Origin of the sequence: Paenibacillus sp. W4I10 (genome assembly GCF_030816325.1) — a bacterium.
In the GTDB taxonomy this organism is placed as follows: Bacteria; Bacillota; Bacilli; order Paenibacillales; family Paenibacillaceae; genus Paenibacillus; species Paenibacillus amylolyticus_B.
In genome coordinates, this window is sequence record NZ_JAUSXX010000001.1 from 6,739,084 (window position 1) to 6,755,634 (window position 16,551).

Below are 16,551 nucleotides of genomic sequence, written 5' to 3' on the forward strand. Positions count from 1 at the left end.
CCTTTTTTTTTGTCGTACGTGGTTCCGTCCGTTATGTTGCTCACCGTTTGTTTTGCTGAGCATTCTGCTGTAACCCCTGATGTAGTGGACGGGACAGTATCTTCTCTCGATACAAGCTGGGCGCTTCACCGTGAAATCGTTTGAACTGTTTGGAGAAATACAGCGCGTCTGGCAGTCCAACCGATGCAGATACCTGTTCGATGGACAGATCTGGGCGTTCTCTTAGGAGTTGGCGCGACTTGTCGATCCGCAGTTTTAGCAGATACGTGACTGGCGACAGTCCGGTTTCCTGTTTGAAAATACGGGATAGATAGGCCCGGTTGTACCCAAGGCTCGCAGACATTTGTTCAATGGAGACAGGATAGGCATACTGGGTAGACATATATTGAATCATCTGTTTCACCGTACGTCGGATGGAGGATTCACCGGGAATTAAGGTTTGGCCCTGCGAAAGGTGATTCTGTGCTTCGGCTAGAATCATATATAACGTACCCAGTGATGTGAAATGGGAGCTTTCTTTGCGCTCGGCAAAAGCATCCTGCATCACGGATAACCAATCGGAAATTCCACAAGAGGGTCCGGCATGAAAAACGGATTTTTCCGGGCGGAATCCGGCTTCTTCGGTATATTGGGCAGCCTGGCTGCCCGTGAAAGCGATCCAACGGTATTGCCATGGATTGCGGGCATGTGACTGGTAGCTTACCAGTTGTCCAGGATGAATGAGGAAACAATCACCTGCGGATAACTCGTAGGTGTGCAGTTCGGTACGGAACGTACCCGCTCCTTTTTCTACATAATGCAGCAGATAATAATCAAACAATTTAGGTCCGAGGGCGTGACCCGGTAGGGTCTGGCTTGCTCCGGCAAACAGGACATGCAGTGCCCCTTGTTCATAATAGACCGGATTGGAGGCAACCGAATAACTGAGTGCTCCGCTTTTTCCGGAAGGTGATTCCTGTATTTTTTCGTTAGAAGATGCATGGGATTCTTTCTTGGCGTTGAATTGGTCTGACATGGTCGTTTCCTTCTTTCCGGGATGCTCCGATCATTATACGCCTTAAGGTCACATTTATCCATATGAAACACACATGGTTGCATTACAAGAGGCACCGCTTTCTTATATAATAACATTAAGAAAACCACAACAACGAGGCGAGGTGCACCAGCAGTGAACGTAACTGAATTGGAACAAAAGTTTATTGAGAAGTACGGAGAGAGTGGAGCGGACATCCGTGTATTTCATGCCCCTGGGCGTGTGAATCTGATCGGTGAGCATATTGACTATAACGGTGGATACGTACTTCCGGCAGCACTTGAATTCGGAACAACATTGATCATTCGTGAGCGGCAGGACAACAAGTTGCAACTGGCTTCCACGAACATGTCTTATGAAGGGGTACTGGACACTTCCTCCATCGGTAAGGAGAAAACCGGAGAATGGACCGACTATCCTGTTGGTGTCATGGTTGAATTGCAAGGCAAAGGCGTAAATGTAACAAAAGGCTACGACTTCCTGTACCACGGGGAGATTCCGAACGGGGCAGGACTTTCATCATCTGCATCTCTGGAGGTACTCACCGGATTTGCGATTCAGTCTCTGGAGGGTGTATCGGATATTGATACGGTTCAACTGGCGCTTTTGTCCCAGAAAGCGGAAAATGAGTTTGTAGGCGTCAACTGTGGAATCATGGATCAGTTCGCTGTCGCAAACGGTGCTCAGGATCACGCGATCCTGCTGATGTGTGACACACTGGAGTACGAAAAGGTTCCTTTCCGTACAGGCTCCTACAAATTGGTCATCGGTAACACAAACAAACGCCGGGGTCTGGTAGATTCGGCATACAATGAACGTCGCTCCCAATGCGAGCAGGCACTTGCCATCTTAAAGGAACAGCTGCCTGCACTGAATTACCTGGCTCAATTGACGCCAGAGCAGTTCGTAACACTACAGGATCAGATCAAGGATGAGAAAGTAAGACAGCGTGCGCAACATGTTGTGGAAGAGAACGCGCGTGTGCTCGCATCAGTCGAAGCATTGCAGCGTAATGATCTGGAAACCTTCGGCAAATTGATGAACGCTTCTCATGAATCGCTTCGCGACTTATACGAAGTAAGCTGTGATGAGCTGGATGTTATGGTTGAAGAAGCTCAGCGGATTCCTGGCACACTTGGTGCCCGAATGACTGGCGCAGGATTTGGCGGTTGTACCGTATCGCTGGTGCATGAAAATGATGTCGAGCGTTTTGTAAGCGAAGTGGGCGCTGCTTATGAAGCGCGTACCACTCTCAAAGGTGATTTTTATGTGTGCGGCGTAGGCGACGGTGTTAAAGAATTGAAGGAGGCGAAGTAAAATGGCAATTTTGGTGACAGGTGGAGCAGGGTATATTGGATCTCATACGGTAGCGGCTTTGTTGGAACGTGGAGAAGAGGTTGTTGTACTGGATAACTTGCAGACAGGGCATCGTGAGGCGCTGCTCGGCGGTAAGTTGTATGAAGGGGATCTGCGTGACAAAGAAATTCTGGCGAAGCTGTTCGCTGAGAATTCAATCGATGCAGTCATTCACTTTGCAGCCAACTCACTCGTAGGCGAAAGTATGAAAGACCCGGTTAAATATTATGACAACAACGTGTTTGGTACACTCTGTCTGTTGGAAGCGATGAATGCAGCGAACGTACGCCGCATCGTCTTCTCCTCTACAGCAGCTACCTACGGCGAGCCTGAGAAAGTGCCAATCGAAGAGAGTGATCGTACAGAGCCAACCAACGTATACGGCGAAACAAAGCTGATGATGGAACGCATGATGTCATGGTTCGATAAAGTTCAGGATATCAAATACGTTTCCCTGCGTTACTTCAATGCAGCCGGTGCTCATGACAGTGGCAAAATTGGTGAAGATCACCAACCAGAGAGTCACTTGATTCCACTGGTGCTGCAAACGGCTTTGAAACAACGTCCGCACATCGCCGTGTTTGGTGACGACTATGCAACAGAAGATGGAACATGTATCCGTGACTATATCCATGTGAGCGACTTGGCTGATGCACATCTGCGTGCAGTAGATTATCTTCGCAAAGGTGAGAACAGTAATGTGTTCAACCTGGGTAACGGCACAGGATTCTCGGTAAAACAAGTGATCGAAACAGCTAAAAAAGTGACCGGCCTCGATATTCCGGTTGTACAGGAACCACGTCGTGCGGGTGACCCGGCTGTGCTGGTAGCTTCATCTGCAAAAGCGAGATCTGTCCTGGGTTGGAATCCGAAATGGACCAATCTGGAAGATGTCATTCAAAGCGCTTGGAGCTGGCACCAATCACGTCCTGACGGCTACGGAAAAAACTAGGAGGCGAACACCTTATGTCACAGACTCATATTGCAGCAGGTGCCACAGAGCGGACACCGGAGCAGCAGGAAGCACTGCATGCCATTGAACGTCTGGTTGCATTTGCCTTGCAGAAACAATTAATCGAGGAAGCGGATTGGGATTATAGCCGCAACCTCCTGCTTGAACAATTCGGATTCTCGGAGCCTTATGCCGGCGAGTTGGACACGACTGTGCCCGATGGTCCACAGGCAATGCTGGATACGTTGATCGATTATGGATTTTCCATTGGACTCATTCCTGAAAATAGTGATACGTTCCGTGATTTGCTGGATGCCAAAATCATGGGTCATTTGATGGCACGCCCATCGGAAGTGGTACGTGCCTTCCGCCACACCGAGCAGACGGAGGGTATTGAGGCGGCCACATCTCAATTCTATGACTTGTCGATTAACTCCAACTACATTCGGATGGATCGGATCGCGAAGAACGTTTACTGGACACAGGATACGGCCTATGGAGACATGGAGATTACCATCAACCTGTCAAAACCGGAGGAAAAGTCCAAAGGAAATTGCCATGGCGAAATTGCTTCCGCCGCCGGTATATCCAAAGTGCCAGCTGTGTCGTGAAAATGTAGGCTACGCTGGTCGAGTGAATCACCCGGCCCGCCAGAATCTGCGAGTCATTCCGCTGGATCTTAACAACGAGCCTTGGTTGTTCCAATACTCGCCGTATGTGTACTACAACGAGCACTGCATCATTTTCCATCATGATCATGTGCCGATGAAACTGACCAAAGATACGCTGCGCAGGCTGCTTGCCTTTGTTGGGGAGTACCCGCATTACTTTATCGGGTCTAATGCAGATCTGCCGATCGTGGGCGGTTCTATCCTTACACATGACCATTTCCAGGGCGGACGTCATACGTTTGCGATTCAAAATGCACAGCCAGAGGCGGTATTCCGCCATGCGGATGCACCTGGACTTACATTGAGTCTTGTGAAATGGCCAATGTCCGTAATGCGTCTGGCTTCACACGATCCTGCAGAGCTGCTTGAAGCGGGTAACGCCGTATATGAGGCGTGGAAGGTTTACAGTGATTCGGCTGTGGATATCGAAGCATTCAGTGAAGTAGACGGTGAACAGGTACCACACAATACGGTAACACCAATCGTTCGTCGTAGTGCAGACGGTGGCTACGAGATGGATCTTGTATTGCGTAACAATCGCACGAATGATGTGCATCCTGAAGGGATTTTCCATCCTCACCGTGAGATGCACCATCTGAAGAAAGAAAACATTGGTCTAATCGAAGTGATGGGGCTTGCCATCCTGCCAGGCCGTTTGAAAGAAGAACTGGACAGTATCGCGGATATTCTCGCTGGAGATGTTAAACTTGCTGAAGCCGCCAAAGCCTCTGATCATGTGTTGAACAAACATCTGGGCTGGGCCGAAGAGCTGGTTGAACGATTTGGTCCTAACCTGGACAAAGAACAAGCTGTTGCCATTGTCCAACAGGAAGTTGGCTTAAAATTTGCTGAGATTCTGGAACATGCAGGTGTCTACAAATATGATGAAGCAGGACGCCAGGCTTTCCGTCGTTTTGTAAGCAGCATGGGATACACGGAATAGCAGTCAACAAACCAAAACACCCGCCCAATCATGAGCGGGTGTTCTTGTTGTTCTTGACATTTGAGTGCATTGGAATGAACTTCCGAGCCAGTTATAATGGAGTGAAGTCCTGGAGTACCGCAATGAATTGAGGAAATGGGGTTAATAACTTGGAAAAGCAGGCATTGGATATTCCGTTGATTACAGATGCTGAGGAACTGCAAGGCATGGTGGGTGAACCGCATGAACATGTGCGTAACAAGGCAATCTCATTTGTGGATTCACATGTTCAGAACTTTTTATCCATGTCACCATTATTTTTCCTCTCCACGTCCGATCATAATGGAAAAAGTGATGTGTCACCTCGGGGTGATGGAGCGGGATTTGTAAAAGTGTACGATACATACCGGCTCGTTTATCCCGAGCGCCCAGGCAATCGGCGAATAGACTCGTTGTTGAACATGTTGTCGAACCCTGGTATTGGTATGCTCTTTTTGATTCCGGGTATGAATGAAGTGCTGCGTATTAATGGCACAGCAACCATTACCAAGGATGAGGAATTCATCGCCAGCATGGGTTGGAGTGGTAAAACCATAGGTGCAGCTGTCATTGTAGATGTGGAAGAGTGTTTTATCCATTGTCCGCGGGCATTCAAACAGGCTGGGTTATGGGACCATGAAACATGGGTGGACGCTGAGGATTTGCCTTCAACGAGCGAGATGTTTAGAGCACATTTGGAGATTAACGGATTGTTATAAAGTGAGTGACTATCGATTTGTTTTTCTATAAACGGGGTACTATAATTGGAGTTGCACTAAAAATTCTAAACTCCCTTGGAGGCGACAATAGATATGAGATCTTTCCAATTCTATAATCCAACCCGTCTGATATTCGGTAAAGGACAACTGGAAGCATTAAAGACAGAAGTGCCGAAATACGGTAAACGGGTTCTGCTTGTATATGGTGGCGGTAGTATCAAACGCAGTGGGCTGTATGATCAAGTGATCGGATTGCTTAAGGAAGCTGGAGCAGAAGTGACTGAACTGGCAGGCGTTGAACCTAACCCACGTCTTTCTACGGTGCATAAAGGGGTAGACCTTTGCAAAACGAATAACATTGACCTGATTCTCGCTGTAGGTGGCGGTAGTGTACTGGACTGCTCCAAAGCGATTGCTGTAGGTGCTAAATATGATGGCGACATGTGGGATTTTGCTCAGCGCAAAGCCGTTGCACAAGACGCTCTTCCGCTTGGTACCGTATTAACGATGGCAGCAACGGGTTCGGAGATGAACTCCGGTTCGGTTATTACGAATCAGGATACACAAGAAAAATTGGGCTGGGGTAGCGCTTATTCATTCCCTGCATTCTCCATCCTGGATCCGGTGAATACATACACTGTTCCACTGGACCAAACGGTATATGGTATGGTGGATATGATGTCCCACGTATTGGAGCATTACTTCCATCTGGATGCCAACACACCGGTTCAACTCGGTTTCTGTGAAACGATTCTGCGTACCGTAATGGAAGCAGCACCTCGTCTGGTTGAGGATCTGGAGAACTATGAACTGCGCGAAACGATTCTGTATTGCGGAACGATGGCATTGAATGGTGTGCTGAATATGGGTCTCGCAGGAGACTGGGCAACACATAATATCGAACACGCGGTATCCGCAGTGTATGATATCCCGCATGGTGGCGGACTGGCCATCTTGTTCCCGCACTGGATGAAGCATAATCTGGATGTCAATGTGGATCGATTCAAACGTCTGGCAATTAATGTATTCGAAGTGAATCCTGAAGGCAAGTCTGACAGACAGATTGCCGAAGAAGGTATCGATGCGCTCAGCAAATTCTGGACATCCATTGGTGCCCCTAACCGTTTGGCTGATTACGATATCGATGATAGCCAGATCGATGTAATGGCTGATAAAGCTATGCTGTTTGGCCCATTTGGTAACTTCAAGAAACTGCAACGGGAAGATGTTGTATCCATCTACAAGGCTTCTCTGTAATTCTATAATAATCACTGACAAGTGAACGGACACATTCTGTTGTCCAATAACCGCAAGTCCCCTTTATGGGGGCTTGCGGTTTTTCTATGTTTTGGATGCGTGCATGAATGAGGGAGGATCTTGAAGCATGAACTAAAGAATGTCGTGATAATATCCATTATCGGCTCCAGAATACATTTGAGGAAAGATTTTGAAACATTTTGATGTCAGCTACGTATTTATTTACATGTGGAATGCCCAGTTAGGATGAATTTGCGGCAGAGAGAGGAGGAACAGGGGATGGAGACAATTTATTGGGGGTGTCTGATCGGAGGAGCAATATTTGCAGTTGTCAGCCTTGTGCTGGGTGACTTGATTGACGGCTTGCTGGACGGAGCCTTCGAAATGCCAGGACTTGATTTTTTCAAACCCGTTGTGCTAGCTGGTTCCATTACAACCTTCGGTGGGGCAGGCATTATGCTGACACGTTATAGTTCATTAAGTTCGATGTCGGGTCTAATATTATCCCTGCTTATAGGTATTGCTGCAGCCATGCTGGTATTCTTCGCATATATCAAACCGATGCGTAACAGCGATGTCTCGATTGCATTTTCAATGAAAGAGTTATCTGGGGAAATTGGGGAAATTACCATTCCGGTGCCGGAAAAAGGTTTTGGCGAAGTAATGATTCGTTTTGCATCCGGTAGTACGATTCAAACGGCATCCAGTTTTGAACACCTCCCCATTGCGGCGGGAGCCCGTGTTGTCGTAGTGGATGTTGTAGATGGTGTACTGCGTGTGTCGGAATGGGATGAAAATGTACTTAAAGATTTATAAAGTTTTCTTATCACCTAAGTAGTTTAAGCAATCTTCATGAATGAATAAGGGGAGAGATGTGGAATGGAAAATTTAGATTGGGATGTTTTGTTGATTCCCATAGTTGTAGTCGGAGTCATTCTAATTTTAGGTCTGGCTTTCTGGGCGAGATACAAAACGGTTGGACCGGATGAAGCGATGATTGTTACGGGATCATTCCTGGGTAGTAAAAATATATCCGATGATGATTCTGGCCGAAAAATTAAGATTGTTCGTGGTGGCGGTGCATTTATCCTGCCGGTATTCCAACAATCGGAGTTTATCTCCTTGTTGTCCCACAAGCTGGATGTCTCTACACCTGAAGTGTACACGGAGCAAGGGGTTCCGGTTATTGCTGACGGTGTAGCTATTATCAAGGTTGGAGGCGCTGTAGAAGACGTTGCTACGGCAGCTGAGCAATTCATCGGTAAACCTGTAGAAGCGCTGAGAAGCGAAGCACAGGAGGTACTGGAGGGGCATTTGCGGGCCATCCTCGGTACAATGACGGTGGAAGAAGTATATCGGAACCGGGATCGGTTTGCGCAAGAGGTTCAAGGCGTAGCAGCTAGAGATCTGAAGAAAATGGGCCTTCAAATTGTCTCATTTACCATCAAGGATGTGCGTGACAAACAGGGTTACCTGGATGCTCTCGGTAAACCGAGAATTGCCGCAGTGAAGCGTGATGCCGAGATAGCTGAAGCGGAAGCGATGCGTGATGCACGTATTCAGAAGGCCAATGCGGAAGAGCAGGGTCAAAAAGCAGAGTTGCTGCGTGATACCAATATCGCTGAGGCAGCCAAAGAGAAAGAACTGAAAGTAGCCACGTTTAAGCGGGATCAGGATACAGCCAAAGCAGAAGCCGATCAGGCTTACCATATCCATGAAGCGCGCGCGAGACAGACTGTGGTGGAAGAAGAAATGAAGGTTGAACTCGTTCGTAAAGAACGTGAGATCGATCTCCAGGAAAAAGAAATCGTTGTACGCGAGAAGCAATACGATGCCGAAGTGAAGAAAAAGGCAGAAGCGGATCGTTATGCGGTAGAGCAGGCTGCCGAAGCGGATAAAGCCAAAAGAATGCGTGAAGCTGATGCAGTACAGTATTCCATCGAAACACATGCCAAAGCAACAGCTGAACAGAAGCGACTTGAAGGTCAGGCCATGGCGGATGCGGAACTTGCCAAAGGTACAGCAGATGCAGAAGTTATTCGTTTGCGTGGTCTTGCCGAAGCGGAAGCGAAGGAAAAACTCGCCGAGGCGTTCCAGAAGTTTGGCGAAGCGGCTGTACTCGATATTATTGTCAAAATGCTGCCTGAACTGGCTGGCAAAATTGCAGAGCCAATTGCATCCATTGATAAACTGACGGTGGTAGATACAGGTAAAGGTGAAGGTGCAGCGCGAGTGAGTAACTATGTTACCGAACTTATGGCGACCGCTCCAGAGATGCTCAAGAGTGTATCCGGCATCGATGTAGAGCAGCTGATTAAAGGCCTTACGAAGTCAAAAACACCTGCGCCAGTTGCCATTCAACAGAGCGAGGCTGTTACAACTCCTTCTATAATCGACAAGATTGTGGAAAGAGCTGGAGTCGACGAGTAAGAAGCACTTCGAATCTTGCATGGTTGCTCTATTGACCTTAAGACGAATTTTTGTTACTTTTTAAGCGAGACGTCCGGCGCGGTTTGCCCGCTCCGGGTGTCTTTTCGTTCGTAATAGGGTGTGACTTATCACACCTAAGATGGTGTGAAAAAGAGGTGCAAACAATGAGCAGCCTGCATGTAGATAAAGCGCTAAATAATAATGTAATCATTGCACAGCATCCTGAACACGGGGAAGTCGTTGTTATTGGTAAAGGCATTGGCTTTAACCGAAAACCGAGTGATCACATTCCATTGATGGCTGTGGAGAAAATGTTCATTTTGAAAAACCAGCAGGAGCAAGAGCAGTACAAACAGCTTCTTCCACAGGTGGATGAAGCACTGATCGAGATTATTAACGAAGTTATTACGTATATTGCAGAGCGTACGGACGTTCCTCTGAATGAACATATCCATATTGCATTAACCGATCACATTTCTTTCGCGTTAAAACGCAAGGAGCAGGGCATTGTCATACAAAATCCATTTTTATATGAAACCCGCGAGATTTATCCTGAAGAATATCGAATGGGAGAATACGCTGTTCGACTGATCAAAGAGAAAATGGGTGTAGATTTGGGGATGGACGAGATTGGTTTTGTTGCCCTCCATATCTATAGTGCAATGACCAATCAAAATATATCCCAGGTACGTGAACATTCACAATTGATCACTGATTTGGTGAACCTGGTGTCCGATCAACTCGATTATTCGTTTGAAACGGAATCGCTGGATTACTCTCGTTTGCTGACTCATCTTCGTTTTGCCCTTGAGCGTGTTCGGCGTGGAGACAAAGTGGAAGAGCTTCATAAGTTGGATTCCCTGCTCAAGTTGGAGTATCCCGAAATGTACTCGCTTGCATGGAAACTGACCAAAGTAATGGAGAAAAGACTGAAACTGCCGGTTTATCCTGCGGAGGTAGGTTATCTGACCATTCATCTGCAAAGGCTGAATCAGCGGAAGGAAGAAGAGAATAAGTGAGAGCATTCCAGTGATGGAATGCGGAATTTATTTTTTTGGTGTAAAGGCTTGCAATAGATTAGAACTGGTGCTACAATGGTTTCCGTAATCAAGCAACTGAATAAACATAAGCGACGTGTTACTGACTCGATCAGGCATGAGTTAATTAAAGTGTGATTGTTCTTTCCTTGTACAGGGTATGCTATACCCCAAGGTTGGCACAGTTTACTTTATTAATTCATGCCTTTTTTGTGTTCCCTTGCTTGCATCACAACATATAACTTAGACGAAAGGGAGAAACGACGCGATGTTTAAAAAGCTATTTGGTGTATTGCAAAGAGTAGGTAAAGCTCTCATGCTGCCTGTAGCCATTCTACCTGCGGCAGGTTTGCTGCTCGGAATTGGCAACATGCTGGTTAATCCAGATTTCTTGCAATATGTAACGGCGCTCGACACCCCTTGGGTGAACTCGATCGCAACAATTATGATGAACGCAGGTCAGATCGTATTCGATAATCTGGCATTGCTGTTCGCCGTCGGTGTAGCCGTCGGATTGGCCGGTGGCGAAGGGGTTGCAGGTCTCGCAGCGATCATCGGTTATCTAGTCATGAACGTCACACTGGGTACCGCAGTAGGGGTTACTCCGGCCATGATCGGTGAAGTACCGGGTTATGCCAGCATCTTGGGTATCCCAACATTAAGTACAGGCGTGTTCGGAGGTATAATCATAGGTATTGCCGCCGCGCTGTGTTACAATCGATTTTTCAAAATCGAACTGCCGTCTTACCTCGGTTTCTTTGCAGGTAAACGTTTTGTTCCGATTATCACTTCGGTTGTTTCCCTCTTAATCGGGTTGCTTTTGGTGATTATCTGGCCACCGATTCAAAATGGATTGAATGCTGTATCTCACTTCATGGTAGATACAAGCCCGACATTGTCGGCATTTATCTTCGGAGTTGTAGAACGGTCATTGATTCCGTTTGGTCTTCACCACATTTTCTACTCCCCATTCTGGTTTGAGTTCGGTGAGTATGTGAACAAAGCAGGAGATGTCATCCGTGGTGACCAGCAAATCTTCTTCAATCAATTGCGTGATGGTGTGAACCTTACAGCGGGAACATTCCAAGTTGGTAAATTCCCTTTCATGATGTTTGGTTTGCCAGCGGCCGCACTTGCGATGTACCATGAAGCAAGACCGGAACACAAAAAGTATGTTGCAGGTATCATGGGTTCAGCTGCGCTGACCTCGTTCCTGACAGGTATCACAGAACCACTTGAATTCTCGTTCCTGTTTGTAGCACCAATCCTGTTTGCAGTACACTGTATCTTTGCAGGTTTGTCTTTCATGACCATGCAAATTTTGGGTGTCAAGATCGGTATGACCTTCTCCGGTGGGTTCATTGACTTCCTGATCTTCGGAATTATTCCGAACCGTACACCTTGGTGGGACGTTATTATTGTCGGATTGATTCTTGCGGTGATCTATTACTTCGGTTTCCGGTTTATCATTCGCAAATTCAATCTCAAAACACCTGGACGAGAGGATGCAACACCTGAAACCGAATCTGGCGGAGGCTCTGGTTCAACGGATGATCTGCCCCATAACATTCTTGAAGCTTTTGGTGGCAAGGAAAATATCAAACATCTGGACGCTTGTATTACTCGTTTGCGGATTGAAGTTAATGAGAAATCCAATGTGAAAAAAGATCGTTTGAAACAATTGGGTGCATCTGGTGTACTTGAAGTGGGTAATAATGTTCAAGCCATCTTCGGAACACGTTCCGACACGATCAAATCTCAAATGCAGGATATTATTGCAGGACGAACACCAGCACCAACGCCAGCAGCTGCCAAACCAACCCCTGAAGAGGAAAAGGCACAAGGTGAGCAAGGCGAGCGCATCGTTGCTGAGGATATTGTCATGCCAGTTAATGGTGAATTACTGGACATTACAAACGTACCTGATCCGGTCTTTGCTGAGAAAATGACAGGTGATGGATTCGCAATTTTGCCACATGATGGTACGATAACTTCTCCTGTGTATGGTAAAGTGTTTAATGTATTTCCAAGCAAACATGCCGTGGGCATCATGTCCGATGGTGGCAAGGAAGTGCTTGTTCATATAGGTGTTAATACGGTGAAGCTGAAAGGTCAAGGCTTTAACGTACTGGTACAGGAAGGTGATCTGGTATCGGCAGGTCAGCCGATTATGGAAGTGGATCTGGAGTATGTCAAAGCAAACGCTCCATCCATCATTTCGCCAGTTATTTTCACCAACCTGCCAGAGGGCTCCACGGTAACCCTGAAGAAGAGTGGAGTGCTGAAAGTTGGCGATCAGCCAATCATTGAGATAAAATAAGAAGTGTTACGACGATGGCAAGCTAGTGTAAATATATGCAATGCCAAAACCAAATTACTGAAAGTGAGATGATTGTAATGCAACAAACATTCAGAATTACAGACGAAGATGGTATCCACGCACGTCCGGCGACAGCCCTGGTTAATACAGCAAACAAATTCAAAGGTGCAGAATCCTTTGCAGAAGCTAACGGTAAAAAAGTAACGTTGAAATCCATTCTGGGTGTTCTTTCCCTCGGATTGGAACAAGGCGACACAATCAGCATCATCGTTGAAGGCGAAGGCGAAGCTGAAGCTCTTCAAGCTTTGACTGACGTTATGGTTAACGAAGGGTTGGGCGAAATTAATGCTTAATGTCTCCGGGATCGCGGCTTCGGCGGGTATTGCTATCGCCAAGGCGTTTATCTTGGAGCATCCTGACTACTCTGTAGAAAAACGCCAAATTAACGACGTTGACGCAGAGATCGCAAAACTCGACTCAGCTCTGGGTAAATCCCAGGCTGAGCTTGAGGCGATCAAAGAGCGTACTTTACAAGAGCTTGGCGAGAAAAAAGCTGAGATTTTTGCTTCGCATTTGCTCATTCTGAATGACCCGGAACTGATTGATCCGGTTAAAGCTAGAATTGCAGATGACATGATCAATGCAGAGTTTGCTTTGAACGAAACGGCATCGCAATTTATCTCCATGTTTGAGAACATGAAGAGTGCATACCTGCAGGAACGTGCAGCAGATATGCGTGACGTTACCAAACGTGTGCTAAATCACTTGCTTGGTATCGACTTCATGAGCCCGGCTGAGATCAATGAAGAAGTGATCGTGCTTGCAGAGGATCTGACGCCTTCCGATACGGCTCAATTGAACCGCCAATATGTTAAAGGTTTTGCAACTAACATTGGTGGACGTACTTCTCACTCAGCGATCATGGCTCGCTCTCTTGAAATTCCTGCTGTCGTTGGAACCAAGGACATCTTGGCTCAAGCGAAACAAGGCGATATGATCATTGTTGACGGTCTGGATGGTCACGTGCTGGTTAACCCTACTGATGAAGTTATTGCTGAATACCGTGCCAAGCAGGAACAGTATGATGCACAACGTGCAGAGTGGAGAAAACTACGTGATGAGCCAACGGTAACGGTGGACAACGTTCATGTGGAACTTGCAGCCAACATCGGTACACCAAATGATGTAACAGGTGTTCTGGAAAACGGCGGCGAGGCTGTAGGCCTGTACCGTACCGAGTTCCTTTACATGGGCAGAGACAAGCTTCCTTCCGAAGACATTCAGTATAATGCTTACAAAGCGGTACTGGAAAAAATGGAAGGCAAACCTGTTGTTGTTCGTACACTCGACATCGGTGGAGACAAAGAGCTTCCATATCTGGATCTGCCAAAAGAAATGAATCCATTCCTCGGCTTCCGCGCAGTTCGTCTGTGTCTGGACCGTCTGGATATCTTCCGTACACAATTGCGTGCATTGCTGCGTGCAAGCGTACATGGAAACCTGCGTGTCATGTTCCCAATGATCGCAACACTCGGTGAATTCCGTGAAGCAAAAGCTGTCTTGCTCGAAGAGAAAGAGAAGCTGGTTGCTGAAGGGATTGCTGTTTCTGACAGCATTCAACTCGGAATCATGGTCGAAATTCCTTCGACTGCAGTTCTGGCGGATCAGTTTGCCAAAGAAGTGGATTTCTTCAGTATCGGAACGAACGATCTAATTCAATACACGATGGCTGCTGACCGTATGAACGAACGAGTGGCGTATCTGTATCAACCTTACAACCCAGCCATTTTGCGTTTGGTTAAAATGGTTATCGATGCAGCGCATCGTGAAGGCAAATGGGTTGGCATGTGTGGTGAGATGGCAGGAGACGAAACAGCAATTCCATTGTTGCTTGGTCTTGGATTGGATGAGTTCAGCATGAGCGCAACATCCATTCTGCCAGCTCGTAGTCAGATCACCAAGCTGTCCCGTGCGGATATGCAGGAACTGGCTGCTAAAGCTCTGGATATGCAAACGGCTGAACAAGTTGTTGAATTGGTTCAAAGCATTCAAGCGTAATTTTGCCGGAGTTTCCTCCGGATTTGAGGTTTTTTCTTTTTCCGATAAAAAGCTGCAGTCGTGCAGCGATTTTGCCGGTATCCGCGATTCATTGTGGATATCGGCTTTTTTTGTTGCGCGAATGTATAGGAGGGGAGTACGAGGAGAAAGACCCTGTAATGTCTAGGCAAAAAAATGCTCTTGCTGGGGTAAGTTAACATCAGCAAGAGCATGGATTAGAAACTCACTTAGTGTTTAACTGCAAGCGCAGTTTAGTACAGGTTTGCGGGCCGCGGTAGTCTCATCGAGTCGAGTAACCGGTGTTCCGTAAGGTGCGTTGAGTACCAACTCCGGTGTCTCTTCCGCTTCTTTGGCAATCCGTATCATCGTATCAATAAACCCATCCAGTGTTTCTTTGCTTTCGGTTTCCGTCGGCTCGATCATGATGCATTCCTCAACGTTGAGCGGGAAGTATACCGTAGGCGGGTGATATCCAAAATCAAGTAATCGTTTGGCAACATCCAGTGTACGCACACCATACTGCTTCAATCCCCGACCAGACATGACGAATTCGTGTTTGCATACCCCTGGATACGGAATCTCGTAGTAAGGTGCGAGACGGGCCATCATATAGTTGGCATTCAGTACCGCACACTCAGATACACGGCGCAAGCCTTCCGGTCCATAGGTGCGAATGTAGGCATAGGCACGTACCAGAATACCGAAGTTGCCATAATACGCTTTAACCCGTCCAATGGATTGATCTCCTTCGCGGTCCAGTGCATACACGCCATCATCATTTTTGATCACCATCGGTTTAGGCAGGAACGGGATTAAACGGCTCTTCACGCCGACAGGTCCGGCGCCAGGTCCACCACCGCCATGAGGCGTACTCATCGTTTTGTGCAAGTTCAGATGCACTACGTCAAAGCCCATATCACCCGGACGAGTAATGCCCATAATGGCATTGGAGTTCGCGCCATCGTAATATAGCAAACCACCAGCCTGGTGTACGATGGATGCAATCTCCTGAATGTCTTTCTCGAACAAACCAAGTGTATTCGGGTTTGTCAGCATCAATGCTGCTGTATCCGTACCAACGGCTGCACGGAGTGCATCCAGATCGACCAGTCCGTCTGCACGGGATGGAATCGTTACAGTTTCAAACCCTGCAACGGTTGCACTTGCCGGGTTGGTACCATGCGAAGAATCGGGCACGATGACTTTGGTACGTTGTTCGCCACGACCTTCGTGGTAGGCACGAATCATCATGAGTCCAGTCCATTCTCCATGGGCACCAGCGGCGGGTTGCAAGGTCACAGCGTCCATCCCTGTCAGACCTGCAAGGTCGTTTTGCAACGTATATAACAGTTCTAGTGCACCTTGAATGCTGGATTCATGCTGGTACGGATGGATTTTGGCGAATCCATTGTAACGGGCAACATCCTCATTGATCTTCGGATTGTATTTCATCGTACAAGAGCCCAGTGGATAGAATCCGTTATCTACGCCGAAGTTGCGGCGGGACAACGCAGTATAGTGTCGAATAACATCTACCTCGAACACTTCCGGCAGTGCCGCTGCTTCCGAACGGAGCATTTCCCGGGGAATCAACGTATCGGCAGCCTGACGAGGAACGTCACATTCTGGCAAGGAATAAGCGACACGTCCAGGGCTGCTGAGTTCAAAAATCAATGATTGTTCCGAAGCAGGAGATAGGGTCTGTGCACTAAATGTTGTATCCGTCTCAGGTTGAACCGAAGTGGAGACAGAGGTAC

At 47.3% G+C, this 16,551-nt stretch carries 12 protein-coding genes and 1 pseudogene; 11 read left to right on the plus strand and 2 right to left on the minus strand.

What is annotated here, in order from left to right:
• Positions 1-40: 40 nt before the first annotated feature.
• On the minus strand, positions 41-1,015 hold the full coding sequence (locus QF049_RS30260) for an AraC family transcriptional regulator (RefSeq protein ID WP_307542695.1): 975 nt from the start codon (positions 1,013-1,015) through the stop codon (positions 41-43).
• A gap of 153 nt (positions 1,016-1,168) precedes the next feature.
• On the opposite strand from QF049_RS30260, the gene QF049_RS30265 reads away from it, so the two are divergent.
• The 11 genes and pseudogenes from QF049_RS30265 to ptsP all read left to right on the plus strand — a co-directional run bounded on the left by QF049_RS30265 (position 1,169) and on the right by ptsP (position 14,794).
• Complete coding sequence (locus QF049_RS30265; protein ID WP_307542697.1) at positions 1,169-2,350, plus strand: galactokinase; 1,182 nt, start codon at positions 1,169-1,171, stop codon at positions 2,348-2,350.
• 1 nt (position 2,351) lies between these two features.
• Positions 2,352-3,341: a UDP-glucose 4-epimerase GalE gene (gene galE / locus QF049_RS30270; RefSeq protein ID WP_017686840.1), complete on the plus strand. Its 990-nt coding sequence runs from the start codon at positions 2,352-2,354 to the stop codon at positions 3,339-3,341.
• A gap of 14 nt (positions 3,342-3,355) precedes the next feature.
• Positions 3,356-4,955 (plus strand): annotated as a pseudogene (locus QF049_RS30275) (UDP-glucose--hexose-1-phosphate uridylyltransferase).
• A 149-nt stretch (positions 4,956-5,104) separates the two neighbouring features.
• Positions 5,105-5,692 (plus strand): MSMEG_1061 family FMN-dependent PPOX-type flavoprotein, encoded by a 588-nt coding sequence (locus QF049_RS30280; protein ID WP_307542700.1) that lies wholly within the window; start codon positions 5,105-5,107, stop codon positions 5,690-5,692.
• A gap of 93 nt (positions 5,693-5,785) precedes the next feature.
• A complete protein-coding gene (locus tag QF049_RS30285; protein WP_047844049.1) occupies positions 5,786-6,949 on the plus strand; it encodes an iron-containing alcohol dehydrogenase in 1,164 nt (387 codons plus the stop codon).
• 279 nt (positions 6,950-7,228) lie between these two features.
• The gene (locus QF049_RS30290; protein ID WP_307542702.1) at positions 7,229-7,765 is read left to right on the plus strand and encodes an NfeD family membrane protein; all 537 of its coding nucleotides are present in this window, start codon (positions 7,229-7,231) and stop codon (positions 7,763-7,765) included.
• A gap of 63 nt (positions 7,766-7,828) precedes the next feature.
• Positions 7,829-9,379, plus strand: coding sequence for a flotillin lipid rafts scaffold protein FloT (locus QF049_RS30295; RefSeq protein WP_124115635.1), 1,551 nt, complete (start codon positions 7,829-7,831; stop codon positions 9,377-9,379).
• Positions 9,380-9,543: 164 nt separating this feature from the next.
• On the plus strand, positions 9,544-10,398 hold the full coding sequence (glcT, locus tag QF049_RS30300) for a glucose PTS transporter transcription antiterminator GlcT (protein ID WP_307542704.1): 855 nt from the start codon (positions 9,544-9,546) through the stop codon (positions 10,396-10,398).
• A gap of 286 nt (positions 10,399-10,684) precedes the next feature.
• Positions 10,685-12,736 (plus strand): glucose-specific PTS transporter subunit IIBC, encoded by a 2,052-nt coding sequence (gene ptsG, locus QF049_RS30305; protein ID WP_307542706.1) that lies wholly within the window; start codon positions 10,685-10,687, stop codon positions 12,734-12,736.
• 77 nt (positions 12,737-12,813) lie between these two features.
• The gene (locus QF049_RS30310; protein WP_036617010.1) at positions 12,814-13,089 is read left to right on the plus strand and encodes an HPr family phosphocarrier protein; all 276 of its coding nucleotides are present in this window, start codon (positions 12,814-12,816) and stop codon (positions 13,087-13,089) included.
• The gene (gene ptsP / locus QF049_RS30315) at positions 13,082-14,794 is read left to right on the plus strand and encodes a phosphoenolpyruvate--protein phosphotransferase (protein ID WP_307542707.1); all 1,713 of its coding nucleotides are present in this window, start codon (positions 13,082-13,084) and stop codon (positions 14,792-14,794) included. The genes QF049_RS30310 and ptsP overlap by 8 nt, the downstream gene beginning before the upstream one ends.
• A gap of 234 nt (positions 14,795-15,028) precedes the next feature.
• Here the strand turns inward: ptsP and gcvPB are convergent, their stop codons facing one another.
• Complete coding sequence (gene gcvPB, locus QF049_RS30320) at positions 15,029-16,468, minus strand: aminomethyl-transferring glycine dehydrogenase subunit GcvPB (RefSeq protein ID WP_307543490.1); 1,440 nt, start codon at positions 16,466-16,468, stop codon at positions 15,029-15,031.
• Positions 16,469-16,551: the final 83 nt, after the last annotated feature.